This window comes from Streptomyces sp. NBRC 110028 (assembly GCF_001417735.1).
GTDB lineage: Bacteria > Actinomycetota > Actinomycetes > Streptomycetales > Streptomycetaceae > Streptomyces.
In genome coordinates, this window is record NZ_BBUZ01000047.1 from 55,820 (window position 1) to 81,151 (window position 25,332).

The window sequence follows — 25,332 nt, forward strand, 5'->3', positions numbered from 1 at the left end:
ACAGGCTCCCACGCCCTGGCGACAGGTGGTACGCACCCCGGATACGCTGAGGTCGCAGCGCAATCGGCGTGCGGTATTGGGGGCGTTGGTGACGGACGGATTCGATTTCAGTCCCGGGGCACAGGTGCCCCTGTCCGGGTCGGCGGGCGAGACGGCGGCGACGCAGGCACTCGCCTCGGCCGCCTATCGCGACGACCCGGTGGCGAAGCTGCTGGACGCCAATTCCGAGTGGACGGTCTCGGAGGTGAAGCCGCCCAAGATCTCGCTGTTCGAGCCGAACCTCGGCGAGGCGTTCTCGCGCGCGGTGCAGCTGCGCATGCTCGGCGGCGGCCGCAACCAGGTGATCCAGTCCTTCGGCACCGAGCCGCAGACGATCGTCGAGCACTGCCTGGCCGCCAACCGGATCCGCAAGGTCCGCGACGCCCGCCTCACCGTCGTCATGGTGATATTCGGGCTGCTGTTCCTCCCCGGCGCGCTGCTCTGGCTCGGCGCCTTCCAGCTGCGCCGCTCGGTGGCCGGCGCCCAGGACAAGCGGATGGGGGCGCTGGGCACCGCCCTGATGGCGGCGCTCGGCATCTTCGTCGTCATCTTTCTGATCAAGCTGCCGTTCAGTGGCTTCTGGGGCATATATCTGCGCGGCGTGGTGGTCGCCCCGGTGATCGGCTGGTATATCGCCAAGCAGATCTGCGAGCGCACCGCCAAGGAGCTGCGGGACTACTGGGGCGGGCTGCTCTCGGGCACCGGCGTCGGCGCCAAGGTGCCCGACTCGGTGCCCAACCACCCGGGCCAGACCTCCGCCGAGGTGCTGCGCAAGTCGCTGCACAAGCTCACCGCCGAGCAGTACAGCAACGTGGTCTTCTACGCCGGCCCCAAGGGCATACTCGGCATGGGCACCCGCTGGGGCAGCTGGCAGCTCGCCGAGGACCTGGTGTCGGCCGACCCCGACAAGGAGATCGACCCCTTCCGCAGCTGGGACGTCATACGGGCGATCCACGACCAGCTGCGCCTGCTGGAGCGCACCCCGCTGCACACCGGCGGCTTCCCCCCGCCCCAGGTGCGCCACTGGGTGGTCTCCCCCATCGGCGAGGGCGCCAAGTCGGTCGAGCGCGGCGGCACCTCGGAGGGGGAAGGCTTCCAGATAAAGGGCGTCGATCTGCAGAAGATCTGCGACGAGCAGCAGTTCGGCTCCGGCGACCGGCACTATCTGGGCGTGCAGTTCGTGCTGTGGGACGGCCAGCTGGTGATCACCTTCATGATCACGGTGACCCTGCTGCACAAGACGCTGCGCATCGAGGTCACCGGACATGCGCTGGGCCCGGTGCACCCGCTGTTCTTCGGCAAGCCCTCGGCTCCCTCGAAGACGGTCGCCAAGACCTTCCGGTTCTGGGAGACCAAGTCGGTCCCGCTGCCGCTCGTGAAGCCCGCGGAGGTCGTGCGGCTCGCCGCGCGCGCCCCCTTCACCTGGTACCCGCCCGTCCTGGATCACCTCGGCGGCAAGCTCGTGCTGCCCGAGCCGTTCGGGCTGCGCCACGCCTGGGCCGACAAACCCTGGCGGCACCGCTTCATGGCGGACGACGCGCTGCGGACGGCCACCCCCGTGCTGCGGGTGGTCCACGAGGCGGCGATCGGCGTGCTCAAGCACCACGGCGTGGACACCGAGCGCTTCGGTAACCGCTCGCTGGCCCTCAGCGGCCAGGTCCAGGACGTCACCCCGAAGAAGGTCGACCTGTACGACGCGTAGGGCCCGGCGCACGACAGGGGCGTGGCCCCCGGCGGTCTGCCGGGGGCCACGCCCCTGTCGTACCCGGTGCTGCGGGAGGCGCCGCCGCTCAGCCCTTCGGCCAGGCGTCGGCGAGCAACCGTCGGGTGTCGGCGAGGAGTTGCGGCAGCACCTTGGTGCGGCCGATGACCGGCATGAAGTTGCTGTCGCCGCCCCAGCGCGGCACCACATGCTGGTGCAGATGGGCGGCGATCCCGGCCCCGGCGACGGTGCCCTGGTTGAGCCCGATGTTGAAGCCGTGCGCGCCCGAGGCGGTGCGCAGCGTGGTCATGGCGGTCTTGGTGAACTCCGCCAGCTCGATCGTTTCCTCGGCGTCCAGCTCGGTGTAGTCGGCGAGGTGCCGGAACGGGACGATCATGAGGTGCCCGCCGGTGTACGGGTACAGGTTGAGCACGGCGTAGACGCGCTCCCCCCGGGCGATGATCAAGCCGTCCTCGTCGGACTTGTCCGGGATGGAGCAGAACGGACAGCCATCGCCCGCCCCCGGGCCGGTGGGCTTGTTCTCGCCCTGGATGTACGCCATCCGGTGGGGCGTCCACAGGCGCTGGAACGCGTCCGGCGTTCCCACTCCGATCTGCTGCTCCGGCTCACTCGTCATGCGGGCCAGCATATTCGTCCCGGGCGGCGGAGTATGCGGCGAGGGGCGGCCCGGACGGACCGCCCCTCATCACCTCCCCGCCCGAGCGGGGCCGCGTCACACCTGGATCCGGCGCTCCACGGCGTCGACGATCTCGGCGATCGCTTGGTCGACCGGGATGCCGTTCTTCTGCGAGCCGTCGCGGTAGCGGAAGCTGACCGCCCCGGCCGCCACGTCCTCGTCACCGGCGATGACCATGAACGGGACCTTGGACTTCTGCGCGTTCCTGATCTTCTTCTGCATCCGGTCCGAGGACGAGTCGACCTCCACCCGCAGGCCCTTCGCCCGCGCCTGGGCGGCGAACTCCTCCAGGTACGGCACATGGCCGTCGCCGATCGGGATGCCGACCGCCTGGACGGGGGCGAGCCAGGCCGGGAAGGCGCCCGCGTAGTGCTCCAGCAGGACCGCGAAGAAGCGCTCGATCGACCCGAACAGCGCCCGGTGGATCATGACCGGCTGCCGGCGCGAGCCGTCGGCCGCGGTGTACTCCAGGTTGAAGCGCTCCGGCTGGTTGAAGTCGACCTGGATGGTCGACATCTGCCAGGTACGGCCGATCGCGTCCCGCGCCTGGACCGAGATCTTCGGCCCGTAGAAGGCCGCGCCGCCCGGGTCCATGACCAGTTCCAGGCCCTGCTTCTCGGCGGCCTTGCGCAGCTCCTCGGTGGCCTCCTCCCACTGCTCCGGCCCACCGATGAACTTGTCCGAGTCGTCGCGGGTGGACAGCTCCAGGTAGAAGTCGCTCAGGCCGTAGTCGCGGAGCAGATCCAGCACGAAGGTGAGCAGCGAGTCCAGCTCATCCGGCATCTGCTCCTTGGTGCAGTAGATGTGCGAGTCGTCCTGGGTGAAGCCCCGGGCCCGGGTCAGGCCGTGGACGACGCCGGACTTCTCGTACCGGTAGACCGTGCCGAACTCGAACAGCCGCAGCGGCAGCTCACGGTAGGACCGCCCGCGCGCCCTGAAGATCAGGTTGTGCATCGGGCAGTTCATGGCCTTGAGGTAGTAGTCCTGCCCCTCGAACTCCATGGGCGGGAACATGCCCTCCATGTAGTGCGGCAGGTGGCCCGAGGTCTCGAAGAGCTTGGCCTTGGTGATGTGCGGGGTGTTGACGAACTCGTACCCCGACTCCTCGTGCCGTTTCCGCGAGTACTCCTCCATCTCCTTGCGGATCACGCCACCGCGCGGGTGGAAGACCGCCAGGCCCGAGCCCAGCTCGTCCGGGAAGGAGAACAGGTCCAGCTCGGCACCCAGCTTGCGGTGGTCGCGCTTCTCGGCCTCCGCCAGGAAGTCCAGGTACGCCTTCAGCTCGTCCTTGGTCGGCCAGGCGGTGCCGTAGATCCGCTGGAGCTGCGGGTTCTTCTCGCTCCCCCGCCAGTACGCGGCGGCGCTGCGCATCAGCTTGAAGGCCGGGATGTTCCGGGTGGTCGGCAGGTGCGGACCACGGCACAGATCGCGCCAGCACAGCTCGCCGGACTTCGCGTCGAGGTTGTCGTAGATGGTCAGCTCGCCCGCGCCGACCTCGGCGGAGGCACCCTCGGCGGCGTCCGCGGCCGACCCCTTGAGCCCGATCAGCTCCAGCTTGTACGGCTCGGCGGCCAGCTCCTCGCGGGCGGCCTCGTCGGTGACGGCACGGCGCGAGAACCTCTGGCCCCTCTTCTGGATCTCCTGCATCTTCTTCTCGATGCGCTTGAGATCGTCCGGCTGGAACGGGGTCTCGACGTCGAAGTCGTAGTAGAAGCCGTCCTTGATCGGCGGGCCGATGCCGAGCTTGGCCTCCGGGAACAGCTCCTGCACGGCCTGCGCCATCACATGCGCGGTCGAGTGGCGCAGGATGTCCAGACCGTCCTGGCTGGTGATCTCCACCGGCTCGATCTCTTCGCCGTCGGCGGGCTCGTACGCCAGGTCCTTCAGCTGCCCGCCCACGCGCGCGGCGACGATCGAGCGGTCACCGGCGAAGAGGTCGGCCGCCGTAGTGCCCGTCGTCACCACGCGCTCTTCCCGCTCGGAATCGCGTTGGATGATCACACGGACGTCTGACACCGGTCTCTCCTGACTGAAGGATCACTACTCACGGCGAATGCCGCGCAGCGAGAATCGTACCGAGCCGACCGGCCCGACCGCGAAACGGTTATCCGCGCCGGCCCCGCGAGAGGGCTCCGCCCCGGCGCGCTCAGTCCTCGCCGCACGCCTCCTCGAAGAAGTCGAGGTTCTCGTGGGGCGGCTTGAGCAGCCGGCCCCGCTCCGCGTCGTCCACCCGCACCGGGGCCAGCGACGGGGTGTGGCGCCGGGCCGCGGTCGCGGTCCATCAGGGTCTGCCTCCCGCCCCGGCCCGGGTCATGATCTCGCAGAGCGCGCGGTCGTCGAAGATCCGCGAGGTCGGGATCCGCACGGTGGGCCGGCGGCGGCCCGTCACCGGGTGGCCCGCCAGGTTGATCCAGTAGCAGCGGTGCCGCAGCGCCAGACGGTCGTGGCCGGCCCGTCTCCAGTCGTCCCGCTCACGCGGCACGATCATCACCAGGATCTTGTGCACCGAGACCGGGCCGCGGGCGAGCTTGACCAGATGGTCGTTGTCGAGGGTGAAGCCGAAGACCGGGCCGGGCGGATGCGGTGCCGGCTGGTACGTGGCCTTGAGCTGCGCCTTGATCGTCACTTCGTCGTCCACGGCGTGGGACAGCAGACCGCTCGCCGACGGGGCCGGTTCGGGCTGCGCGAGCGCCATGTGCGTGACGTCTTCCGGTCGTCCCCGGTGTCCGTACGCCTGTGTTGTCTTCCCGTCAGATGCCCTGCAATCAGTGGTGGTTCGGGCACCACCCTCCGGGTATCACCAGGTCGGGGCGGGATCCGCAGGCCATGGGGTATGTACGCACGAGGAGTTGAGGCCATGTCGTCCTGGTTCGAGGGGCCGCTCGCCGCGTTCGACACGGAGACGACCGGGATCGACGTCGAGCACGACCGGATCGTGTCGGCCGCTCTCGTCGTCCAGCGCGGCGCCGGAGTGCTGCCGGAGGTGCGGCGCTGGCTGGTGAGCCCGGGCATACCGGTGCCGCGGGCAGCGACCGAGATACACGGGCTGACCGACACGCATCTGCAGCGGCACGGGCGGTGGCCCGCGCCGGTGATGGACGAGGTGGCGCGGGCCCTCGCCGAGCAGACGGCGCGGGGCACCCCGGTGGTGGTGATGAACGCGCCGTTCGATCTGACGCTGCTGGACCGCGAGTTGAAGCGGCATCGCAACGCCACCCTGGCGACCTATCTGTCGCTGCGCGCGCTGTGCGTCCTCGACCCCCGGGTGCTGGACAAGCATCTGGACCGCTACCGCAAGGGCCGCCGCACGCTCACCGATCTGTGCGCGCACTACGGCGTCGAGCTGACGGGCGCGCATGACGCGGCGGCGGACGCGATGGCCTCCCTGGAGGTCGTCCGGGCGGTGGGCCGCCGCTTCTCGGCACGGCTGGAGAAGCTGACGCCCAGTGAGCTGCACGCCCGCCAGACGGTCTGGTACGCGGCGCAGGCGCGCGGCCTGCAGGCGTGGTTCGCGCTCAACGGCTCGGACGAGGTCTGCGACCCGGCCTGGCCGCTGCGGCCGGACCTTCCGGCGGCGGCGTAGCCCCGAGCGCCTACTGTTCCCGGATGACCTCTTCCGGAGGCGTGGCGAGCCTCAGCCGGAACGGGTGCCCGGCGGGGTCGGAGTAGAGGCGGACGTCGTTCGGGCCGCCGTTGTCCTTGGTGTCCAGCGGCCGCGCCCCCAGGTCGACGACCTGGCGTTCGGCGGCGTCCATGTCGTCGACCAGGAGTTCCAGGTGGGCCTGCTGGGAGTCGTCCGGCCGGGGCCAGCTCGGCGGGGCGTAGCCGTGGTCGCGGAGGAAGGACATGCGCGTCCCGCCGGGGGCGACGATATCGATCCGGTCGAGGCTGGTCACCGGCGTGATCTCGGCGCCGAACACGGTGGCGTAGAACTCGGCCAGCTGTTCGGGCTCGGCGCAGTCCAGGGACAGGACGGCTGTGGTGGCGACGGTCATGGGCTCCCCTCCGATTCATCCGCGATGTGGACGCGGGTACCCCTGTCCGGCGGTGACACGCCCGGAAAACGCCGGGGCCGGACCGCCTGCTGGCGGCCCGGCCCCGGAAGGGTGGGCGATACTGGGTTCGAACCAGTGACCTCTTCGGTGTGAACGAAGCGCTCTCCCGCTGAGCTAATCGCCCGGGTCGTTCTTCCGGGGTCTGCCCCGGTGGAACGACCTGAACAATACAGGTCGGGCGAGGTGGGGTTCAAACCGGATTCCGGCCGGGCCTCCGGGTGAGCAAGTGGGACCGCAGTCCCCGGCGCCCGGCGCGCATCATCAGGGCGTGGTTGGCGCGGAACAGCGGCCGCCCGAGCACCGCGAAGCGCCGCAGCAGCGGTTTGCGCGCCACCACGTCCTGCTCGAACAGGGCGCGGGTGCCCGCGCCGCGCGCGGTGACCGTCCAGCGGGCCCAGCCCTCCAGGTCGCCGGAGAGGAGGATCCGCAGCGTGCCGCGGTCCGGGTCCCGGTGCGCCTCGGTGACGGTGAGGCGCAGGTCGTACGGGACGAGGGAGCGGAAGCGGGCGGTGCCGGTGCGGTCGTCGACGCGCCGCACCTCACGGACCTGGCGCCACCACCGCGGGTAGCCGTCGCCGTCCGCCAGCGCCGCGAAGACGGCGGCGGGCGGCGCGTCGAGGTCCCAGCGGCTGTGGAAGCGGTAGTGGCACCAGTCCATGTCCTTCAGTGTGCGGCAGCGGGGCGGAAGACGGCGGCGGCTACCCGGGCAGCTTGTCGCCGATCAGCGCCAGGTTCTGGATGGCGGCGAGGCCGTACTGCGCGGTGGCGTTGGTGCTCACCCAGGGCGCCTCGACGCCGGGCACCAGCGCGTCCGGGCCTTCGACCTTGGCCGTCTTCCAGCTGACGGAGGCGTCCGGGTAGCCGTCGCCCTCGTGGAACTCGGTGAACTTCTGCCAGGCGCGGGCGGCCAGCTTCTCGTCCTTCAGCTGTACGGCGGCGTAGGCGTCGAGCCGTGAGTGGCCCTGGATCAGGATCAGCGAGCCGAAGTCGGCGCCGTAGCGGGCCTTCTGCTCGGCCTTGGTGGCGTTGAAGTAGCGGCAGTAGTCGAGCCAGGCCTCCTTGAACTCCGGCATGTCGATCAGGTCGATGACCTCGGCGCACACCTCGACCAGGCCGAAGACGGCGGACAGGTGGGAGACGCTGACCTTGGGCTTGTCGTCGATGGCGTACTTGCCGGTGTCGAGGTCGTACAGCGCGGCGCCCTGGACGAAGCCGTTGGTCTGGGCGGCGATGGTCTCCATGGTACTGCGCAGCCGGGCCTCGGCCTTCTCGGCCTGCGGGCCGCGCCGTTCCCATTCGGTGAGCCAGGCCCCGGCCAGTCCGCTCCAGTCGGTGCCGAAGCCGATGGACAGGGCGTGCCGGTCGGGCTTGTAGTCGGGGTCGGGGCGGACCTTGCGCTGAGGGTCGAGGACGAGGAAGGACTCGTCGGAGTCGACGAGGGCGTGCATGATGTCGCCGATCCGCTCGTCGGCGGTGAGGAAGTAGAGGTAGCGGCGGTAGAGGGCGGTGGAGATGCGCTGCTGCTTGGCGCTGTCGGCGAAGTGCTGGACGCCGTGGCGGGTGCCAAGGCCGGTCCATTTGCCCAGGTGGTAGGCGTCGACCTCGCCGGTGTGCCGGGTCATGGCCTCGGCGAAGCGGTAGATGTCGGCGCGCCCGGAGCGCAGATACGCGAGCCAGAGCCACAGGTCGGGCGAGAGTTCGGAGTTGTCCCAGGCGTAGCCGCCGACGTCGTACCGCCACTGGTGCCGGTCCTCGTCGTAGGTGTGCATGATGTCGCCGTAGTCCCAGAACCCGTACCAGCGGCGCTGTTCGACCTGGCCCTTGTGGTAGGTGAAGAGGAAGTCGAGACGGTCCTCGATCTTCGCTTTCGCGGCGGTGGAGCGGTCGACGGGCGCGAAGAGACCGCCGAAGACCTTGGCGCGGACCAGGTCGGCGGGTCGGGCGACGAGTTGCGGCGGGGTGCGCAGGGCGGCGGCCTGCTGGACGAGGGTGCCGGCGCTCGGGGTGGCGGCGTTGGCCCAGAAGGTCAGCTCGCTGGTGCGGGCGATGCCGTACGGGGTGCCGAACTTCGGCTCATAGTCCTCGTACGTGATGTTGAGGCCCTCCAGCTGCTCGGCGTAGGTGTCCTGGCCCAGGCCGTCGTGGTAGAAGCGCAGGTCCATGGGCTGGGCCTCGGGCGACCAGAGCCACAGGGTGACCTCGGCCTCGTCGCCCGCCGCGCCGCGGATGTCGAGCTGGGCGGGGAACTTCTCCCAGAAGTCGCGCAGTCCGAAGGAGAGCCCGCCGCTGACCCCGCCGACATAGCCGAAGCCGGACGCCCGGCCGCCGCCGCCCGCGGCGATCCAGCCGTGGCCCGGCTTGCTGCGCTTGCGCAGGGTGAAGCCGTCGGCGGAGAGCTGGGAGAGGGTGTAGTCGCCCCAGGTGGGGATGAGGTGCAGCCGGCTGGTGACCCGCTGGTCCCAGGTGGCGGGGTCGGCCAGCTTCTCGCCCTTGAACTGGGCCTTGCGGACGCTCGGGCCGGGGTCGCGGCGCAGTCCGGTGATGCCCTTGACGGCCTCGGTGAGGAATCCCTCGCCCTCGCCCGCGATGCGGATGTGGCGGTCGTACGCCTCGTCGCGCATGGGGACGGAGAAGCGGACGCCGAGGCCGCGGATGAAGTCCCCAGACTCATGACCGGCGGTCTGATCGCCGTCGTAGGTGATGGTGTGCACCATGCGGAACGAGTCGGCGCCCGCGTAGAAGTAGAGGCGGACGCTGAAGGGGAGCCAGCCGCGGCCGCCCTTGCGGTGCTTGCCGTCGATGCGGACGACGGCGCGGACGGGGCCCTTCTGCTCGACCTTGGCGGCGCTGATCTCGCCGTCGAACCGGTCCCACGTGGCGCTGCCGTGGTCGCCGTCGTCGATGTCGCCCTGGCGGAGCAGGACGAGGCGGCCGTCGCGGGCGATCTCGGTGGTGCCGCGGGTGACGGACCGTACGAGCTTTTCGCCGTCCTTGGAGATCACGGCCTTGATCACGCCGGTGTCGACGGTGATCCTGCCGCCCTTCTCGGTAACGGTGACCCTTTTGGCGGGCGCTGCGGGCTCACCGGGGCCGAGCCGGTAGGCGGTGCCGTCGCCCAGCCCCTCCCCCGCCGCGTGGGCGGTCCACTTGAGCGAGCCGTCGGGCCAGTAGGCGGTGGCCCAGGTCTGCAGGGGGACGTCCTTGCCGTCGGCCGTGGTGAGCGCGAACGTCCGGTCGGCGGGGTGGGCGCCCTTGGGCCAGGGGACGCCGAAGGTGCTGCCGGCGGCGGCGCCGAGACCGCCCTCCTCCAGCCAGGTGATCTTCACGGGTTCGTCGGCGGCCTTCTGCTCGGCGGCCCGGTCGGCGGCGGCCGCCCGCGGGGCGTTCGGCGCGAGCATCCAGGAGAACGGAACAGCGGCGCCGGTGGCGGCCGCGGCCTTGAGGAGGTTGCGCCGGGGGATCGGGGGCATGTCGCTCTCACCTTTCGTGCGGGTGCTACGAGGGCTGCGGGGCAGGTGCATGACATGGGCGGACGTACGGCGGCGACGACGGACCGGGTGCCGCCGGGTCAGACGCGGGCGCGGCGCTCGACCGCGACCGCACAGGCCGCGAGGGCGCCCACCGCCGGGGCGGCCAGCGGCAGCAGCTGCCAGGCGGCGACGGTGACCACCGCCAGTCCGCCGGCCAGCAGCAGCGATCCGCCGGGGTCGGCGGCCAGGCCATGGCGTACGGCGGTACGGGCCACCGCGGCCCAGCCGTCACCCGGCCGCCACGCGGCGGCCGTCCGCAGCCCCAGGACGATCACCGCGAGCGTGCCCGCCACGCTCACGGCGATCAGGGCGGGCCCGCCCGGCAGGGCTCCGGTGCGGGCCACGCGCAGATCGAAGGCGAGCAGCGCGAGCGCCGCCCACCACAGCAGGGAGAACCGCCAGCCGCCGCGGGTGGCCTCCCGCACGCCGCAGACGAAGTCCCGCAGCGTGGAGCGCTCGCCGTCCAGATGGCGGCGCAGATGCGCGCATCCGGCGGCGAACGACGGGAGCAGGGTGAGGAGCGGCAGCGCGGCGAGCACCACCCAGACCCCGATCAGCAGGCACTCGGCGAACAGCGAGAAGCGCACCAGCCGCCGCGCGGGCCGCTCCGGCCTCCGTGTCGCTCGCTCCATGGCGGGCCCCTCAGCCCTTCAGCCCGGAGGTCGAGGCGCCCTCGACCAGATAGCGCTGGAAGGCGAGGAAGAACAGCAGCACCGGCAGCAGCGCCACCAGCGACATGGCGACCATGCCTCCGTAGTCGGCGACGCTGTCCTGGTCGATGAAGAGCTTGAGCCCCATCGAGACCGTGTACTTGTCGGGCTCGTTGAGATACAGCAGCGGGCCGATGAAGTCGTTCCAGGACCAGATGAAGGTGAAGATCGCGCTGGTGATCAGGGCCGGGCGGCACAGCGGCAGCACGATGCTCCAGTAGATGCGGAAGTGACCGCAGCCGTCCAGCCGCGCCGCCTCGTCCAGCTCGCGGGGCAGGCCCCGCATGAACTGCACCATCAGGAAGACGAAGAAGGCGTCCGCCGCTAGGTACTTGCCGAGCAGCAGCGGGACATAGGTGTTGATCAGCTCCATCTTCTGGAACAGGATGTACTGCGGAATGATCAGCACCTGGAAGGGCAGCAGCAGGGTGGAGATCATGAGCGTGAACAGCACGTTCCGCCCGGCGAACCGGATCCTGGCGAAGGCGTACGCCGCCAGCGAGCAGGAGAAGAGCACTCCGATCACCGAACCGACCGCCAGGAACAGCGAATTGGCGAAGAAGCTGGAGACGGGGACGTCCGCGATGCCGTCGCCGAGCCTCCGGTAGTTCTCGGTGATCGGATCGGTGGGCAGCAGCTGAAGACTGCCGATGATCTTGTCGCCGGGCTTGAACGAACCGCCGATCACCCACACCACGGGATAGAGGATCACGGCCAGCACGGCGAGCGCGCCCACGTGCCAGGCCACCGAGCGGATCCGCGCCCGCCCCGCGCCCGCGCCGGTCGGGGAATCCGCGCCCGTCAGGGAGGTCGAGGGAGTGGTCACCGGGCGTCCTCCTCGTAGTGCACCCAGCCGCGCTGGGTCTTGAACAGCACCGCGGTCACCAGGCCGATGCCGAGCATCAGCATCCAGGCCATGGCGGCGGCGTAGCCCATGCGCAGGTTCCGGAAGCCCTGCTCGTACAGGTACCAGCCGTAGACCAGCAGCGAGTCGCCCGGGCCGCCGGTGTTGGTGCCGGAGCCCGCGAGCACCACGGCCGAGGTGAAGACCTGGAAGGAGTGGATGAGTTCCAGCAGCAGGTTGAAGAAGAGCACCGGGGAGATCATCGGCAGGGTGATGGAGCGGAACCGCCGCCACGCCCCCGCGCCGTCCATCTCGGCCGCCTCGTACAGCTCGCGCGGCACCTGCTTCAGCCCGGCCAGGAAGATCACCATCGGGGCGCCGAACTGCCAGACGGTCAGGGTGATCAGGGTGGGCAGGGCCCAGTCCGGGTCCCCGATCCAGCCGCCGACGTCCCAGCCGAACAGACTCATCGACGTGTCGACGATCGCGTCGTCGTTGAAGATCGCCCGCCAGACGATGCCGATGCTCACGCTCGCGCCGATGAGCGAGGGCGCGTAGAACGCCGAGCGGTAGAAGCCCTGCCCCTTGCGCGGCTTGACCAGCAGCAGCGCCACGCCGAGCGCGGCCAGCAGCTTCAGCGGGGTGCCGATGAGGACGTACTTCAGCGTCACCTCGACCGATGTCCACCACCGGTCGTCCTCGAACATCTCCTGGAAGTTCTTGAACCCGACCCACCGGGGCGAGTCGAAGAGGTTGTAGTCGGTGAACGCCAGGTAGAGCGAGACCAGCATCGGGCCGAGGGTGAGCAGCAGCAGCCCGATGCACCAGGGCGTCAGGAAGAGATAGCCCGCCAGGGTCTCCCGGCGGCCGGACCGCCGCCCGGCCGCCGCGCCCGCGGCATCCGGCGCGGGGCCCTTGGCGGCCCCGGGCCGGGGCCGGGCGGCCGGGCGCTCCGCCGCCTCGGCCGCCGCGCGCGTCGTGGTTCGTGTCACGGAAGCTCTCCTCACGAGCCGAGCGCGGATTCCGCCTCGTCGAAGAACTGGTCCACGGCCTTGTCCACCGAGCTCTGGCCCACCGCGACATCGGCGTAGGTGCGCAGGAAGGCGGCCTCGGCGACATCGGTACCGGCCGGATGCGGAGTGATCGGCTCCAGCTTGTCGGCCACGCTCTTCTCATACGCGGCGATCTTGGCGTCGACGCCGGTGGGCTGGTACGCCTCGTACTGGGCGGTGGTCGCCGGGATGCCGCGGTTGTAGCCCATGATCTTGCCGACCTCGGGATCGTGCGTCATGAAGTCGATGAGCTGGGCGACTTCCTTGGGGTGCTGGGTGCGGGCGGAGCCGCTGAGCATCAGTGAGGAGAGGTACTGCGCGGTCCTCTTGCCGTCCGTGGTCGGCAGCGGCCCGAGTTCGAGCGGGGTGTCGGTCTCGGCCGCGAAGCGGACCATGAAGTTGTCCCAGGTGAACTCGGCGGCCGACAGGTCGGCGCTGATCGTCGCCTTGGGCTTGGCCTGCTCGGTCTTCTTGCCCGGCACCAGCTCACCGGCCTTGGCGTGCTGCTGCCAGGTGTTCCACCACTGCTTGAGGTCGTCCTTGGTGAAGCCGAGCTTCTTGTCCTCAGTGAAGAACGCCTTGCCGTGCTGACGCAGATACAGGTCGTACAGGTACATCACACCGGCGTTGTCGCTGGCGCCGTAGAGCGTGCCGTCGGACTTCTTCACCTTCTTGGCGGCGGCGAAGAAATCGTCCCAGGTCCATCCGTCCTTGACGGCGATTCCCGCCTTCTTGAAGGCGGCCGGGTTGTAGAAGAAGCCAAAGGTATTGGCGCCGACGGGCACGCCGTAGAGCTTTCCGTCGATGTCCCCGGATTTCTCCAGGCCGTTCCGGAAACCCTTCAGGTTGAGATTTCCCTCCTCGACCTGCTTGTTGAGATCGAGGAGAAGATTCTTCTCACCGTACTTGCGCAGGAAGGCGTACGAGTTCTGGAAGACGTCCGGTGCGTTGCCGCCGGCGGCCTGGGTGTTGAACTTGCTCCAGAAGTCCGCGTATTCGGCGAAGTCCGTCTTCACGATGATGTCCGGGTGCTTCTTCTCGAAGAGCCGCACCGTCTTCTTGATCATGACGGACCGGTCCTTGGCACCCCACCAGGCGTAACGGATGGTCACCTTCCCGCCGGACGTACTGCCGCCGTCGCCGCCACAGCCGGTGGCCAGCAGCCCCAGCGCGACCACCCCCGCCGCGGCCCCCCGAAGCCCTCTCGTCCTGGCCGTCCATCCCCGAGCACGCATGACACCGCCCTTCCCGGGCAGGTCTGTCCGACTGCCCCAGAACCAAGCTTGAAACGTTTTAGGCAAGCGCTTGCCGGGCCAAGGTAGGGATCGGCGTCGCGTACGTCAACGGTTCGGACAGGATCGATGCGCAAGCGCCTCGACGACGGCGGCGCGAGCGGTGAAAACGCCGAGGGCCCGGAGGCAGGAAGCCTCCGGACCCTCGGTCCGGGGTGGGCGATACTGGGTTCGAACCAGTGACCTCTTCGGTGTGAACGAAGCGCTCTCCCACTGAGCTAATCGCCCGGGCGCACGGCCAACATTAGCGTATGCCGGACCGTGCTCATGACCATCACGGTCACTCCTTGATCTTCCAGGGCATGACCAGGCCGAACTTCCACACGTACACCGTCATGGCCACGGCGCAGATCACCACGCCGATCGAGGTCAGGATGATGTTCCGCTTGCGCACCTTCGGATCCAGGGCGCGATGGGCCGCCTCGGTGACCTTGCGCTTGGTCCAGCGCAGCACCAGTTGCGCCCAGACGAACTCGGTCGCCCAGATCGCCATACCGCCGAAGATCACCAGCCATCCGGGGCCGGGCAGCGGCAGCATGATGATGCCCCCGGCCACGACCGCGAGCCCCACGACGAAGACCCCGACCTGCCAGCTCAGGTGCAGGGTGCGCGACCGCTTGATGAACCGCGGCGCCCGGGACCCGAAAACCGGCTCCTCCGATCCACCGTCCCCCGTCGCGACCGCGGGCGCCGACGGCACGGCGCCCGAGGGTCGCTCGTCACTCTCCGCATTCATGTGACCCAACCTACCCGATCGGCCGAAGTCACTGTACTGGCGGCGCCGGCGGGCCCGTGGCTCGGCCGCTTGAGCTATCGGAAGACCCGCAAAACGGTCAGAGGGGTTTACAACGGCACCGTAGGTGGCATGTCGATTTCGCCGACGTGCGAATCCCCGAGCGCACACTGAGCGAAAGGCCCTGGCGCTTATGAACACCACGGTCAGCTGCGAGCTGCACCTGCGCCTCGTTGTGTCGAGCGAGTCCTCACTGCCTGTACCCGCGGGACTGCGGTATGACACGGCCGATCCTTACGCCGTGCACGCCACCTTCCACACCGGAGCCGAAGAGACGGTCGAATGGGTTTTCGCCCGCGACCTTCTCGCCGAGGGCCTGCACCGGCCCACCGGCACCGGCGACGTCAGAGTGTGGCCATCCCGTAGCCACGGCCAGGGCGTCGTCTGCATCGCCCTGAGCTCCCCGGAGGGGGAGGCTCTGCTCGAGGCCCCGGCGCGGGCCCTGGAGTCGTTCCTGAAGCGGACCGACGCCGCTGTGCCACCTGGCACCGAACACCGCCACTTCGACCTCGACACAGAGCTCTCCCACATCCTGGCGGAGAGCTGAGACCCGACGAGAGCTGAGCGCGACCGTCCGACTCGGGGAGACGGCGCGAGCCGGGACGCGAGATTCCGGTAGTGAACATTCCGGCACGACATCCCGGCACGACATCCCGGCAGTGACATCCCGGCAGTGACATCCCGAAGCAGTGACATCCCACAAAGTGGCAGAGGCAGGCGGCGGTGCCGCCGCCGTGGCACCGTCCGCGGCGGCGGCACCGCCGTGTCACGCTCCGCGTCCGGCGCCGCTAGAGTCGAGCGCATTCGAGGGGCAGTCGAGGACCACCGCCGACCCAGCGGGCCAGGGAGCCAATCGTGCTGATCAACCACGACACCCGGTGTGCGCTCGACGCGGTCGTCGACCTGGTGAACACCGCGCCCGGAAACGGAGGCGAGGACCGCCTCGCGGACGTCGCCGCGCTGCGCCGGTTCGTCGAGCGCAACGCCGTCAGCGACATCGGCGCGCTCGGTGAGCGCGACCTGGCCGCCGTACGGGCCGTACGGGCCCGGTTCGCCGAGGTCTTCGCCACGGCCGGCAGCGGCACCCGGCACACCGCCGAACTGCTCAACACCATGATCGCGGCCGCCGGGACCACTCCCCGGCTGACCGACCACGACGGCTACGACTGGCATGTGCACTACTTCGCCCCGGGAGCGTCCCTGGCCGACCATCTCGCGGCCGACGGCGGCATGGCCCTGGCGTTCCTCGTGGTGGCGGGCGAACACGAGCGGCTGCGGCGCTGTGAGGCCCCGGACTGCCGGTTCGCCTTCGTGGACCTCTCGCGCAACCGCTCCCGGCGCTACTGCGACAGCCGCACCTGCGGCAACCGCCTGCATGTCGCCGCGTATCGCGCGCGGCGCAAGGAAGCCGCGAGCTGACGTCGCGCGGGCGGCGGGTCGCGTCACCACCGGTAGAGGTCATGGAGCGCGGTGCCGAAGAGCAGCATGCCTATGAAGGCGAGGAAAAGCATCAGCGGCGGCTGGGACAGGGCGAACAGGCAGCCGCGCGGCTCGTCGCTCGGTGGTACAGGGGGTCTTTCGATAGGGGATTGCTCCCCGGGTGATTGCAGCATCTCGCCGGAGATCATGACGCAGCCAGAACCGCCGCTGCGACCAGCGAGCGTTTTTTGATCGGGAGCTGGTCAGATCCCGTGCTTTTTGAGAATGGCCTCGATGTCTGAGAAATCTTCTGGACCAGAGCTGCCAGAGCTGCCAGAGCCGCCGGATGCGCCGGGGCCGCTCGCGGCGCTTCCGGCCGGGGGCTTCCGCCTGCCCGCCGCCTTCGCTCCGGTGGCCCCGCGGCCGGGCCCCAGGGCGAGGTCCGGGGACCCGGGGACCGGTGTCCCGCCCCGCTCCGCGGCGGCCGCCGCGCGCCGCTCCTCACGGGTGCCGCCGGACCGGCGCTCGGCCGCCCGGCTCACCAGGAACAGCAGCCAGGAGAGCCCCAGCACGCCGAAACCCGCCCATACGGTCGGGTTGAGGACCAGGTCGGCCAGCCAGTCCAGGATCCCGGTCAGGGCCAGGCCCACCGGCAGCAGCGCGTAGGCCGCTATCCGGACCGCGGCCCGGAAACGCTTGCGGTACGCGGTCAGACCGGCGATGCCCAGACCGGCCGCGGACAGCGCCGCGCAGATCGTGTCGGTCAGCATCGGTTCCTCCCGCCGATGGGTTGCGCGATATGTCCATCGTGCACCCCGCCGGCCGGCACAGGCCACAGCCGGGGCCCGGGATCAGGGTCATCTCCGGGTTCGGAGGAGCCCGTGGGGGCTGGAAGACTGGCCCCCATGAGCGACACCGATCCCGCCCGACCCGTACTCGACGTGTGGTGCGAACTCCAGTGCCCCGACTGCCGTACCGCGCTGACGGATCTGCGCGCCCTGCGCGAGCGCTTCGGCGACGCCCTGGAGATCCGGCTGCGGCACTTTCCGCTGGAGCGCCACCGGCACGCCCACGCGGCGGCGCAGGCCGCCGAGGAGGCCGTCGCGCAGGGGCGGGGCTGGCGTTACGTCGAAGCCGTGCTGGAGCGCACCGACGAGCTGGGCGCCCGGGGTGAGCTGCTGCTCGTCGACGTGGCGCGCGAAGTCGGCCTGGACGCCGAGGAGATGGACACCGCGCTGATCGACGGGCGGCACATCCTGATCGTCGACGCTGACCAGGCCGAGGGCAAGGCGATCGGGGTGACCGGCACCCCGACGTATGTGATCGGCGGCGAGCGGCTGGACGGCGGGAAGAGCCAGGAGGGGCTGCGGGAGCGGATCGAGGAGATCGCGGCCCGGCTGCTGGCCGACCGCGCCTAGAGCGGCGGCCGAGCACGCCTGGAGCGATGCTTGGAGCGCGCCTAGAGCAGCTGCTTGATGAGGTTGTACTCCACCACCGCGTAGCCCAGCGACTCGTACAGCCGCAGCGCCGGGGTGTTGCCGCCGAAGACGTGCAGGCCGAGGCTGCGTGCCCCGGCGGCCAGGCTGTCGCGCTCGGCGGCCAGCATCAGGGTGCGGCCGTGGCCGCGCCCGCGGTGCTCCTCGGCGACCTCGACGGAGTAGACGTACGCCTCGCCCCGCTCCTGCGCGTCCGGCTCCCCGGCGCGCAGCGCGACCCAGAGGGTGCCCACGTCCGTGCCGTCGTGGGCGAGGACCCGCAGCACGGTGCCGGGAGTGGCGGGGCCGTGCGGCAGGAGCGTCGCGTAGTCGGTGTCCGCCTTGGCCTCGGCCTGCTCCCGGGCGAGCCCGCTGTCCCGCACGCTGCGGGCGTACCGGGCGCGCGCCTGGGCGTGCCAGGCCGGGTAGTCGGCCTCCGCCATGGCCCGAAGCGCGGCGCCCGGGGGCAGCTCGGGCGGCTCCGTCAGCGGTTTGATCATTCTGCGGCCGCGCTCGTGGTAGCCGAGCGCGGCCGCCAGCCCGAGGGCGGTCGCCGCCTGGGCGGGGACGCTCACCACCAGCCGGGAGCAGTTCCAGCGGCGCAACACCTCCTCGGCGGCGAGCGCGGCGACCGTACCGCGGCCGCGGTGGCGGTCGGCGACGTCGACGTGGAGGTGCTCGATCCGCCCGACGGACGGGCCCAGCCGGGTGTCGGTGGTGAGCCGCACGGCGCCGACGGGACGGCCGTTGACGCACACCTCGTACGAGCGCGCGCGCCCGCCGTCGTCGGTGTGCCGCTCGGGCGTGGTGGGCCGCAGGGTGGTGGTCACGATGGTGTTGTACCGGGCGCCGGGGCGCACGTCACCAGGTTTACGGGGGAAGGTTTCCGTTCCGCTTGCCCGCGCCGGTGCCCGTCACGGGTCGATGTCGGCGGCCGCCCGCTCGGTGAAGATCCGCATGGCCTTGGCGGTGACCGGCCCGGGCGTGCCGGGCACGATCCGGTCGTCCACCTGCCGTACGGCCTGTACGTCCCGGGTGGTGGAGGTCAGAAAGACCTCGTCGGCCCGCTCCAGGACGTCGAACGGCAACTCGGTCTCCCGGGCCCCCACCCACTCCAGGACGAGGGCGCGGGTGATGCCCGCGAGGCAGCCGGAGGCGAGCGGCGGGGTGTGGAGTTCGCCGTCCAGGACGACGAAGACGTTGGAGCCGGTGCCCTCGCAGAGCCCGCCGACGGTGTTGGCGAACAGGGCCTCGGTGGCGTCGCGTTCCCGGGCGCGGGCGAGCGCGACCACGTTCTCGCCGTACGAGGTGGTCTTGAGGCCGGTCAGCGCGCCCCGCTCGTTGCGGGTCCAGGGGACGGTGACCACGGAGGTGGTGTCCGCCCGGCGGTGGGTCTCGACGAGCGCGACGACGAGCGTGGGGCCCGCCGTGCCCCGGTCGGAGCCCAGCGGCGAGACCCCTCCGGTGTAGGTGATCCGCAGCCGCCCCAGCGGCATGGGGTTGCCGGCGAGGACCGCCTCGCAGGCCCGCCGCACCTCGTCGAGGTCCGGCTCCGGCAGGCCCAGGCCGTGCGCGGAGCGGGCCAGCCGGTGGAGATGGCGGGTGAGCGCGAAGGCGCGGCCGTCCACCGCCTTGACCGTCTCGAAGACGCCGTCGCCGACCGTCAGCCCGTGGTCGAAGACCGACACCTGGGCGCTGTCGGCTTCGCGCAGGGATCCGTCGAGCCAGATCGTCACCGCATGGTCCTTCCCGTCGGCTGTTGTACCTCCGACGCTACCGCGAGCAGTCGCGCCGCCTTGAGTTCGGTTTCGTCCCACTCGCGGTCCGGGTCGGAACCCCAGGTGATCCCGGCTCCGGTGCCGAACCGCAGCACGGCGGCGCCGGGGGACGGCCGGTCGATCCAGAAGGTCCGTATCCCCACGGCCAGCTCGCCGGTGCCCCGGTCCGCGTCCACCCAGCCGATACCGCCGCAGTACGGGCCCCGGGGCGCGGTCTCCAGCTCCCCGATGAGGCGCAGGGCGCTGGACTTGGGCGCCCCCGTCACCGACCCGGGCGGAAAGGCCGCCGTGAACAGCTCCACCCAGCCCGCCCCCGGCGCCAGCTCGCCGCGCACCGTGGAGACCAGGTGCACCAGGCCGGGGTGCGGCTCGACCGCGCAGAGCGCGGGGACGGTCACCGAGCCGGTGGCGCAGACCCGTCCCAGGTCGTTGCGGACCAGGTCCACGATCATCACGTTCTCGGCGTGGTCCTTCTCCAGCAGGTCCTCCGCCCGGCGGCCGGTGCCCTTGATCGGCCCGGACTCCACGGTCCGGCCGGAGCGGCGCAGAAACAGCTCGGGCGAGGCCGTGGCGACCTCCACCCCGTGCCCGGGAAGCCGCACGGTGCCCGCGTACGGGGCCGGGTTGCCGCGGGCCAGCAGGGCGGTCAGCGCGTCCACGTCCGCCGCGTGCGGGTCGGGCAGCGGCGCGGAGAGCACGCGGCACAGATTGGCCTGGTAGACCTCCCCCGCCGCGATGCGGTCGCGGACGCGGCGGACCCCCTCGGTGTACCCGGCCCGGTCCAGCGAGGACGACCAGTCGGTGGGCCGGGGCCCGCGCCAGGAGCCGGGCACCGCACCGGGGACGGGTTCGGGGCGTACGTCACCGAAGCGGGCACAGACCACACGCCCTTCGAAGTCCGCGACAACAGCCCAGAAACCCTCGGTGTCGAGAGCCGAGGGATCGCTGGTCACATCGCGAAGATCGGTGGCGAGCAGGCCGCCGAAGCGGGCGAGAGGGAGCGGGTCGTGCACGCTTGCGAGTCTATGGCGCCTGGTCACGGGGGCCGCGGGAGGGACCGCGGCGGGCGAGCAGGGCAGCACGCTGCGGAAACGGAATTTGAGCTGGCTCCGGAATCCGCTAGAGTTCAACACGTCGCCGGGACGCGGAAGCGCCCCGGGAAACGACACCTGCGGACGTGGCTCAGTTGGTAGAGCATCACCTTGCCAAGGTGAGGGTCGCGAGTTCGAATCTCGTCGTCCGCTCGGAGTGGGGGTTCATGCCTCCACGTCTGGTGGAGTGGCCGAGAGGCGAGGCAACGGCCTGCAAAGCCGTCTACACGGGTTCAAATCCCGTCTCCACCTCGGACGATTAGCTCAGCGGGAGAGCGCTTCCCTGACACGGAAGAGGTCACTGGTTCAATCCCAGTATCGTCCACTCGGGACCCTGCGGTCCCACCCCTGGGGTCCTCGCGGCCCCACACCCGCGCGATTAGCTCAGCGGGAGAGCGCTTCCCTGACACGGAAGAGGTCACTGGTTCAATCCCAGTATCGCGCACGCAGTCCCCGGGACGATTAGCTCAGCGGGAGAGCGCTTCCCTGACACGGAAGAGGTCACTGGTTCAATCCCAGTATCGTCCACACCGATCGGCGAAGGGCCGGAGCGAGAAGCTCCGGCCCTTCGCCGTGTGTCCTGTGCGCCGTTCGGCGCGTCAACGGCGCGAGCCCGGACAGCTCCCCAGCTGTCCGGGCCTCGTGCCGTCCGCCGCACCCCCGTCCCCACGGGGCTGATGGCCGGAAGTCCCCGGCCCGGGCCGCTCTCCCGGACCTGGGGCGCTCAGCGCCCCAGCATTCCCGCCACGGACGACGCCTGTGTGACGACGGCTTCCCAGCCGCCGAACGCGATGCTCAGCAGGACGGCCAGCGGCAGCACCATGGCCGCCGCGACCAGGGGATGGCGCGTGCCGGCCTGCGGGCTGCCGAACGCGTCAAGCGCGCGGCGCCCGCGTGCCCTGACGACCGTACGTCCCACCGTGTCCGCCATCGTCCTTCCTCCGTCACATCTGCAGCGGCGAGCGTCTGACCTCGGGGGACGAGTGCTGCACCCGCCGCTTGACCTCAACATTAGGCGCGCGGCCCGGTGCGCGGCGTCATGCCCTCGTACCGCTTGCCGGGCCTCCCGGAGGATGACGCCGGGCCGGGCCTCGTACTCCCCTGGGTGGAGAAATCCGTCCGGGACTTGGGGTCTTCCCTGAGAGGGCCGCCGGAGCGGGCCCTTCCGGGGGGCCTCCCAGGGATGGAACGGCCGGTGGGCGGCTCCTACTCACGGTCCCCGTCCGCGCCCCGCGGCACCGGCTGCTCCACCAGCGCCAGGACCCGGTTCGCCATGAAGCGGGCCGTCCGCACCACGGACCCGTTTCGGGTGACTTCGCTCACTTCCACCACCCCGCGCCGCACCGCCGTCTCGACCCGCCGCCCCGCCCTCCCGGCCACCACTTCGTACGTACGCGTCGTGTCGCCCGCGTCCACCACTATCTCCACACGATCACCCTTCACGGCCTCAATCCCCCTTCTGAGACGGTCTTTTGAGATCACGCACGCGCAGACCGGGGCACGGATTGCCACGATTGCGACCCACTTCTCCAGAGTCCCAGGCACCACTGACAATCCATAGGCCGACGCATGCGCGGCCTCTCAGCGCGCGGGGCCGTCAATCCGTAAGCTGTGCACGTCAGACGGACGGCAGTGGACCGGCAGCAGACGGCAGCGGATGGGGCTCCCCACCAAGGGGTGAGGGAAGGGCTCCCCACCGGAGGTAGGGGACGGACATGGCGATGATGCGGCTCCGGCGCGAGGACCCGCGTGTCGTCGGCTCCTTCCGGCTTCACCGGCGGCTCGGCGCGGGCGGTATGGGGGTCGTCTACCTCGGGTCCGACCGGCGCGGGCAGCGGGTGGCGCTGAAGGTCATCCGGCCGGATCTGGCGGAGGACCGGGAGTTCCGGTCGCGGTTCGCCCGCGAGGTGTCCGCCGCGCGGCGGATCCGCGGCGGCTGTACGGCGCGGCTGGTGGCCGCGGACCTGGAGGCCGACCGGCCCTGGTTCGCCACCCAGTACGTGCCCGGCCCCTCCCTGCACGACAAGGTCAACGAGGAGGGCCCGCTGCCGGCCGCGCACGTCGCGTCCATCGGGTCCGCGCTGGCCGAGGGGCTGTTGGCGGTGCACGAGGCGGGGGTCGTCCACCGCGACCTCAAGCCGTCCAACATCCTCCTCTCCCCCAAGGGCCCCCGCATCATCGACTTCGGCATCGCCTGGGCCACCGGGGCCAGCACGCTGACCCACGTCGGTACGGCCGTCGGCTCCCCCGGCTTCCTCGCGCCCGAGCAGGTGCGGGGCGCGGCCGTCACCCCGGCGACCGACGTCTTCGCGCTGGGCGCCACACTCGCGTACGCCTCCACTGCGGATTCGCCGTTCGGGCACGGGAGTTCCGAGGTGATGCTGTACCGCGTCGTGCACGAGGAGCCGCAGCTGCTCGGGGTGCCGGACGCGCTGGCCCCTCTGCTGCACGCGTGCCTCGCGAAGGACCCGGAGGACCGGCCGACGACGCTGCAGCTGTCGCTGCGACTCAAGGAGATCGCGGCGCGGGAGGCCCACGGACACGGGGCGCCCCCTGGGCATGCCCCGGACGGGCGTCCTGTGGGGCGGCGGGCCGACGCGTACGCGGACCAGCACACGGAGCGCCGGCCGGGACCGGGCACGCCGCCCCGGAGCACGCCCTCCCGGGGTACGCCGCCCCGGGGCACCCCGCCCCGGGGTACCCCGTCCCGGGGCGCGGCGGCGCCGCGGGCGTCGTCGCCGCGGTCCGCGCCGCCCGGCGCGGGCCCGGCGCGGCCGACGGGGCGCAACACCCCGGCGCGGCCGCCCGCGCCGCGCCGCGGCACCGGCCAGCGCCCCGCGCCCCGTACGAACGGCCGCCGGCCCGGCGGCCCGGACCGGGTCCGGCTGCTGCGGCAGCGGCTGACGGTCTTCGTGGTGGTGACGCTGCTGGTCGCGCTGGGCATCGCGGCGGCCCAGGGCTGCCAGGGTCCGGCGCGCGGCCTGGGCATCCCGACCGCGCCGACGGCGCCGGGGGCACCGGAGGCACCGGGGGCAGGCCCGGAGGCCGGGCTCTGACCTGGCGGCTTGAGTGATGGTCGCGGTGCGCGTGCGGGTGCGGGTGCGGGTGCGTGGTGGGTGCGCGGGCGCTGGGGTGGTGGGTGCCGGGTGCGGGGCCTCCGGGGCAGGGCCCTGGACCGTATATTTACGGCGCCGCTGACGCAGAGCATGTCGTGAACGTCGAGCGATCGGCGCCACAAATACACGTCAGCGTCCAGGACCCCACCCCTGCGACCCCGCCCCCTTCCGCCGAGTCGCGACCGCCCACCAGTGGCCCGCCCCCTTCCGGCTCCGGTACACCCCGGCGGCCAGGCGCAGGGCGGGGGTGGGAGCGGTCCCGCCTCTCGTGGCGACGGCCGCCGGGCGACCCGGGGTCCGGGGGCGGAGCCCCCGCTGTCCTAGTGTGATGCGCCACAAATTTCGAGGTTAAGTCTGCTGCTGGTTTTCGGTAGAGGGGGCGATTCTGGCGAGGTAGTCGGCGAGGGAGTTGAGGATCTCGTCGGCGGTCTTGGTCCAGGTGAAGGGTTTCGGGTCCTCGTTCCAGGTGTCGATCCAGGCCCGGATGTCGTCCTCCAGGGATTTCACCGAGGTGTGTACGCCGCGGCGGACGAGTTTTTCGGTCAGCAGGCCGAACCATCGCTCGACCTGGTTGATCCAGGAGGAGCCGGTCGGGGTGAAGTGGACGTGGAAGCGGGGGTGCTTGCCCAGCCAGGTTTTGATCTCGGCGGTGTTGTGTGTGGCGTAGTTGTCGCAGACCAGGTGGACGTCGAGTCCGCTCGGCACAGCCTTGTCTATGGTGACCAGGAACTTCTTGAACTCAATCGCCCGGTGGCGGCGGTGGAGTTCACTGATGACGGTGCCGTCGGCGATGTTGAACGCGGCGAACAGGCTGGTGATGCCATGCCGCAGGTAGTCGTGGGTGCGGCGTTCGGGCATGCCCGGCATCATCGGCAGCACCGGCTGGGAGCGGTCCAGTGCCTGGATCTGGCTCTTCTCGTCCACGCACAGCACTACCGCCTTCTCCGGCGGGTTGTGGTACAGACCCACGACATCGACGACCTTCTCGATGAACTGCGGATCAGTCGAAAGCTTGAAGGAATCCTGCAGATGAGGCTTGAGATCGAATCTCTTCCAGATCCGTCCGATAGTGGACTTCGACAGCCCGGTACGGGCCGCCATCGAGGCCCGCGACCAGTGAGTGTCCTTACCCGGCGTGGACTCCAGCGTCGCCACGACCACTTCCTCGACCTGGTCGAGGAGAATCGAGGGTGGCCGGCCCGGCCGGGGCTCGTCATGCAGGCCGTCGAGGCGTTCGGAGACGAAACGAGCACGCCAGCGATCCACGGTCGACGCGTCAACCCCCAGATCCGCAGCGGCCTGCCTGTTCGTCCCGCCCTCCGCACACCGCAGCACGATCCTCGCACGCAACGCGAGATACTGAGCGGTCTTCGCTCGCCGGGCCCACCGGGTCAGCTGGGCCCGTTCGGCCTCACTCAGGACCAGGTCGGCCTTCGGCCGACCGATACGAAAGGCATCCTCCAGCCCAGGCAAGCGCTCAGCGGCGAACTTCCCCCGCCACTTTCTCACCGTCGCTACCGTTACGCCGACCTCTGCAGCAACACGCGCATTCGGCGCCCCGTCCGCGCACGCCAGCACGATGCGCGCCCGTTCAGCAAACCGGGGCGCCACCGCCCCACTTGCCCAACGGGACAATTCCACCCGCTCCTCATCGGACAGAACGACTTCAACAGCACGAGGCCCCGGCGACATACCAACAGACTACTGACTTAACCTCGAAATTTGTGGCGCATCACACT

25 protein-coding genes and 7 tRNA genes are annotated in these 25,332 nt (G+C 70.7%); 11 read left to right on the forward strand and 21 right to left on the reverse strand.

Annotated elements, in window-relative coordinates:
- The first annotated feature begins 88 nt into the window (after window positions 1–88).
- Entirely contained in the window at window positions 89–1,741 is a 1,653-nt protein-coding gene (locus tag ASC60_RS34055; RefSeq protein WP_055557598.1) for a hypothetical protein, read from the forward strand.
- 88 nt (window positions 1,742–1,829) lie between these two features.
- On the opposite strand, the gene ASC60_RS34060 is transcribed toward ASC60_RS34055, so the two are convergent.
- The 3 genes from ASC60_RS34060 to ASC60_RS34070 form a co-directional block, all read right to left on the reverse strand.
- Window positions 1,830–2,390 (reverse strand): HIT domain-containing protein, encoded by a 561-nt coding sequence (locus tag ASC60_RS34060; RefSeq protein WP_055557575.1) that lies wholly within the window; start codon window positions 2,388–2,390, stop codon window positions 1,830–1,832.
- Window positions 2,391–2,474: 84 nt separating this feature from the next.
- Window positions 2,475–4,454 carry a threonine--tRNA ligase gene (gene thrS, locus ASC60_RS34065; protein ID WP_055557576.1) on the reverse strand — a complete coding sequence of 660 codons (1,980 nt, stop codon included), beginning with the start codon at window positions 4,452–4,454 and terminating at the stop codon, window positions 2,475–2,477.
- Window positions 4,455–4,719: 265 nt separating this feature from the next.
- A complete protein-coding gene (locus ASC60_RS34070) occupies window positions 4,720–5,133 on the reverse strand; it encodes a DUF4365 domain-containing protein (RefSeq protein WP_055557577.1) in 414 nt (137 codons plus the stop codon).
- 162 nt (window positions 5,134–5,295) lie between these two features.
- Here ASC60_RS34070 and ASC60_RS34075 point away from each other — a divergent pair, with 162 nt between their 5' ends.
- Window positions 5,296–6,021 (forward strand): 3'-5' exonuclease, encoded by a 726-nt coding sequence (locus ASC60_RS34075; RefSeq protein WP_055557578.1) that lies wholly within the window; start codon window positions 5,296–5,298, stop codon window positions 6,019–6,021.
- A 10-nt stretch (window positions 6,022–6,031) separates the two neighbouring features.
- On the opposite strand, the gene ASC60_RS34080 is transcribed toward ASC60_RS34075, so the two are convergent.
- The 10 genes from ASC60_RS34080 to ASC60_RS34125 all read right to left on the reverse strand — a co-directional run bounded on the left by ASC60_RS34080 (window position 6,032) and on the right by ASC60_RS34125 (window position 14,657).
- A complete protein-coding gene (locus ASC60_RS34080) occupies window positions 6,032–6,433 on the reverse strand; it encodes a VOC family protein (protein ID WP_055557579.1) in 402 nt (133 codons plus the stop codon).
- A 112-nt stretch (window positions 6,434–6,545) separates the two neighbouring features.
- Window positions 6,546–6,617 (reverse strand) — tRNA-Val (locus ASC60_RS34085).
- 66 nt (window positions 6,618–6,683) lie between these two features.
- Window positions 6,684–7,151 (reverse strand): SRPBCC family protein, encoded by a 468-nt coding sequence (locus tag ASC60_RS34090; protein WP_055557580.1) that lies wholly within the window; start codon window positions 7,149–7,151, stop codon window positions 6,684–6,686.
- Between the two features lie 40 nt (window positions 7,152–7,191).
- Entirely contained in the window at window positions 7,192–9,963 is a 2,772-nt protein-coding gene (locus ASC60_RS34095; protein WP_055557581.1) for a hypothetical protein, read from the reverse strand.
- Between the two features lie 98 nt (window positions 9,964–10,061).
- Window positions 10,062–10,655, reverse strand: a complete 594-nt coding sequence (locus ASC60_RS34100) for a hypothetical protein (RefSeq protein WP_055557582.1) — start codon at window positions 10,653–10,655, stop codon at window positions 10,062–10,064.
- A 10-nt stretch (window positions 10,656–10,665) separates the two neighbouring features.
- Complete coding sequence (locus ASC60_RS34105) at window positions 10,666–11,538, reverse strand: carbohydrate ABC transporter permease (RefSeq protein ID WP_079038808.1); 873 nt, start codon at window positions 11,536–11,538, stop codon at window positions 10,666–10,668.
- A 17-nt stretch (window positions 11,539–11,555) separates the two neighbouring features.
- Window positions 11,556–12,569: a carbohydrate ABC transporter permease gene (locus ASC60_RS34110; protein ID WP_055557584.1), complete on the reverse strand. Its 1,014-nt coding sequence runs from the start codon at window positions 12,567–12,569 to the stop codon at window positions 11,556–11,558.
- Window positions 12,570–12,580: 11 nt separating this feature from the next.
- Window positions 12,581–13,864 carry an ABC transporter substrate-binding protein gene (locus ASC60_RS34115; RefSeq protein WP_055557585.1) on the reverse strand — a complete coding sequence of 428 codons (1,284 nt, stop codon included), beginning with the start codon at window positions 13,862–13,864 and terminating at the stop codon, window positions 12,581–12,583.
- A gap of 213 nt (window positions 13,865–14,077) precedes the next feature.
- Window positions 14,078–14,149: transfer RNA gene (locus ASC60_RS34120), tRNA-Val, on the reverse strand.
- Window positions 14,150–14,201: 52 nt separating this feature from the next.
- On the reverse strand, window positions 14,202–14,657 hold the full coding sequence (locus ASC60_RS34125) for a TIGR02611 family protein (protein ID WP_055557586.1): 456 nt from the start codon (window positions 14,655–14,657) through the stop codon (window positions 14,202–14,204).
- A 190-nt stretch (window positions 14,658–14,847) separates the two neighbouring features.
- On the opposite strand from ASC60_RS34125, the gene ASC60_RS34130 reads away from it, so the two are divergent.
- A complete protein-coding gene (locus tag ASC60_RS34130; RefSeq protein WP_003959770.1) occupies window positions 14,848–15,261 on the forward strand; it encodes an SsgA family sporulation/cell division regulator in 414 nt (137 codons plus the stop codon).
- A gap of 308 nt (window positions 15,262–15,569) precedes the next feature.
- Entirely contained in the window at window positions 15,570–16,133 is a 564-nt protein-coding gene (locus tag ASC60_RS34135) for a CGNR zinc finger domain-containing protein (protein WP_055557587.1), read from the forward strand.
- Between the two features lie 23 nt (window positions 16,134–16,156).
- On the opposite strand, the gene ASC60_RS34140 is transcribed toward ASC60_RS34135, so the two are convergent.
- Entirely contained in the window at window positions 16,157–16,342 is a 186-nt protein-coding gene (locus tag ASC60_RS34140) for a hypothetical protein (protein ID WP_055557588.1), read from the reverse strand.
- A 54-nt stretch (window positions 16,343–16,396) separates the two neighbouring features.
- Complete coding sequence (locus ASC60_RS34145; protein WP_055557589.1) at window positions 16,397–16,903, reverse strand: hypothetical protein; 507 nt, start codon at window positions 16,901–16,903, stop codon at window positions 16,397–16,399.
- Between the two features lie 135 nt (window positions 16,904–17,038).
- Here ASC60_RS34145 and ASC60_RS34150 point away from each other — a divergent pair, with 135 nt between their 5' ends.
- Complete coding sequence (locus ASC60_RS34150; protein WP_055557590.1) at window positions 17,039–17,551, forward strand: DsbA family protein; 513 nt, start codon at window positions 17,039–17,041, stop codon at window positions 17,549–17,551.
- A 41-nt stretch (window positions 17,552–17,592) separates the two neighbouring features.
- On the opposite strand, the gene ASC60_RS34155 is transcribed toward ASC60_RS34150, so the two are convergent.
- The 3 genes from ASC60_RS34155 to ASC60_RS34165 all read right to left on the reverse strand — a co-directional run bounded on the left by ASC60_RS34155 (window position 17,593) and on the right by ASC60_RS34165 (window position 20,399).
- A complete protein-coding gene (locus ASC60_RS34155) occupies window positions 17,593–18,438 on the reverse strand; it encodes a GNAT family N-acetyltransferase (RefSeq protein WP_055557599.1) in 846 nt (281 codons plus the stop codon).
- 84 nt (window positions 18,439–18,522) lie between these two features.
- Window positions 18,523–19,344: an aminotransferase class IV gene (locus ASC60_RS34160; RefSeq protein ID WP_055557591.1), complete on the reverse strand. Its 822-nt coding sequence runs from the start codon at window positions 19,342–19,344 to the stop codon at window positions 18,523–18,525.
- Window positions 19,341–20,399 carry a chorismate-binding protein gene (locus ASC60_RS34165; RefSeq protein WP_055557592.1) on the reverse strand — a complete coding sequence of 353 codons (1,059 nt, stop codon included), beginning with the start codon at window positions 20,397–20,399 and terminating at the stop codon, window positions 19,341–19,343. The genes ASC60_RS34160 and ASC60_RS34165 overlap by 4 nt, the downstream gene beginning before the upstream one ends.
- Before the next feature lie 158 nt (window positions 20,400–20,557).
- Here ASC60_RS34165 and ASC60_RS34170 point away from each other — a divergent pair.
- The 5 genes from ASC60_RS34170 to ASC60_RS34190 all read left to right on the forward strand — a co-directional run bounded on the left by ASC60_RS34170 (window position 20,558) and on the right by ASC60_RS34190 (window position 21,005).
- Window positions 20,558–20,630: transfer RNA gene (locus tag ASC60_RS34170), tRNA-Gly, on the forward strand.
- A 28-nt stretch (window positions 20,631–20,658) separates the two neighbouring features.
- Window positions 20,659–20,729 (forward strand) — tRNA-Cys (locus tag ASC60_RS34175).
- A gap of 1 nt (window position 20,730) precedes the next feature.
- A tRNA-Val gene (locus tag ASC60_RS34180) sits at window positions 20,731–20,802 on the forward strand.
- 48 nt (window positions 20,803–20,850) lie between these two features.
- Window positions 20,851–20,922 (forward strand) — tRNA-Val (locus ASC60_RS34185).
- Window positions 20,923–20,933: 11 nt separating this feature from the next.
- Window positions 20,934–21,005: transfer RNA gene (locus tag ASC60_RS34190), tRNA-Val, on the forward strand.
- Between the two features lie 196 nt (window positions 21,006–21,201).
- Here ASC60_RS34190 and ASC60_RS34195 read toward each other — a convergent pair.
- Both ASC60_RS34195 and ASC60_RS34200 read right to left on the reverse strand, forming a co-directional pair.
- Window positions 21,202–21,408 carry a hypothetical protein gene (locus tag ASC60_RS34195; protein ID WP_055557593.1) on the reverse strand — a complete coding sequence of 69 codons (207 nt, stop codon included), beginning with the start codon at window positions 21,406–21,408 and terminating at the stop codon, window positions 21,202–21,204.
- A 275-nt stretch (window positions 21,409–21,683) separates the two neighbouring features.
- Window positions 21,684–21,920 (reverse strand): hypothetical protein, encoded by a 237-nt coding sequence (locus ASC60_RS34200; RefSeq protein WP_055557600.1) that lies wholly within the window; start codon window positions 21,918–21,920, stop codon window positions 21,684–21,686.
- 272 nt (window positions 21,921–22,192) lie between these two features.
- Here ASC60_RS34200 and ASC60_RS34205 point away from each other — a divergent pair, with 272 nt between their 5' ends.
- Window positions 22,193–23,533, forward strand: a complete 1,341-nt coding sequence (locus ASC60_RS34205; protein WP_055557594.1) for a serine/threonine-protein kinase — start codon at window positions 22,193–22,195, stop codon at window positions 23,531–23,533.
- Between the two features lie 408 nt (window positions 23,534–23,941).
- Here ASC60_RS34205 and ASC60_RS34210 read toward each other — a convergent pair whose 3' ends face one another.
- A complete protein-coding gene (locus ASC60_RS34210) occupies window positions 23,942–25,285 on the reverse strand; it encodes an IS630 family transposase (RefSeq protein ID WP_199831122.1) in 1,344 nt (447 codons plus the stop codon).
- Between the last annotated feature and the right edge of the window lie 47 nt (window positions 25,286–25,332).

Bases quoted from the DNA above. Each gene is read 5' to 3' on its own strand.
- ASC60_RS34060 (WP_055557575.1), bottom strand. From the start codon at position 2,390: ATGCTGGCCCGCATGACGAGTGAGCCGGAGCAGCAGATCGGAGTGGGA.
- ASC60_RS34070 (WP_055557577.1), bottom strand. From the start codon at position 5,133: ATGGCGCTCGCGCAGCCCGAACCGGCCCCGTCGGCGAGCGGTCTGCTG.
- ASC60_RS34075 (WP_055557578.1), top strand. From the start codon at position 5,296: ATGTCGTCCTGGTTCGAGGGGCCGCTCGCCGCGTTCGACACGGAGACG.
- ASC60_RS34080 (WP_055557579.1), bottom strand. From the start codon at position 6,433: ATGACCGTCGCCACCACAGCCGTCCTGTCCCTGGACTGCGCCGAGCCC.
- ASC60_RS34090 (WP_055557580.1), bottom strand. From the start codon at position 7,151: ATGGACTGGTGCCACTACCGCTTCCACAGCCGCTGGGACCTCGACGCG.
- ASC60_RS34095 (WP_055557581.1), bottom strand. From the start codon at position 9,963: ATGCCCCCGATCCCCCGGCGCAACCTCCTCAAGGCCGCGGCCGCCACC.
- ASC60_RS34100 (WP_055557582.1), bottom strand. From the start codon at position 10,655: ATGGAGCGAGCGACACGGAGGCCGGAGCGGCCCGCGCGGCGGCTGGTG.
- ASC60_RS34115 (WP_055557585.1), bottom strand. From the start codon at position 13,864: ATGCGTGCTCGGGGATGGACGGCCAGGACGAGAGGGCTTCGGGGGGCC.
- ASC60_RS34125 (WP_055557586.1), bottom strand. From the start codon at position 14,657: ATGAATGCGGAGAGTGACGAGCGACCCTCGGGCGCCGTGCCGTCGGCG.
- ASC60_RS34130 (WP_003959770.1), top strand. From the start codon at position 14,848: ATGAACACCACGGTCAGCTGCGAGCTGCACCTGCGCCTCGTTGTGTCG.
- ASC60_RS34140 (WP_055557588.1), bottom strand. From the start codon at position 16,342: ATGATCTCCGGCGAGATGCTGCAATCACCCGGGGAGCAATCCCCTATC.
- ASC60_RS34145 (WP_055557589.1), bottom strand. From the start codon at position 16,903: ATGCTGACCGACACGATCTGCGCGGCGCTGTCCGCGGCCGGTCTGGGC.
- ASC60_RS34150 (WP_055557590.1), top strand. From the start codon at position 17,039: ATGAGCGACACCGATCCCGCCCGACCCGTACTCGACGTGTGGTGCGAA.
- ASC60_RS34195 (WP_055557593.1), bottom strand. From the start codon at position 21,408: ATGGCGGACACGGTGGGACGTACGGTCGTCAGGGCACGCGGGCGCCGC.
- ASC60_RS34205 (WP_055557594.1), top strand. From the start codon at position 22,193: ATGGCGATGATGCGGCTCCGGCGCGAGGACCCGCGTGTCGTCGGCTCC.
- ASC60_RS34210 (WP_199831122.1), bottom strand. From the start codon at position 25,285: ATGTCGCCGGGGCCTCGTGCTGTTGAAGTCGTTCTGTCCGATGAGGAG.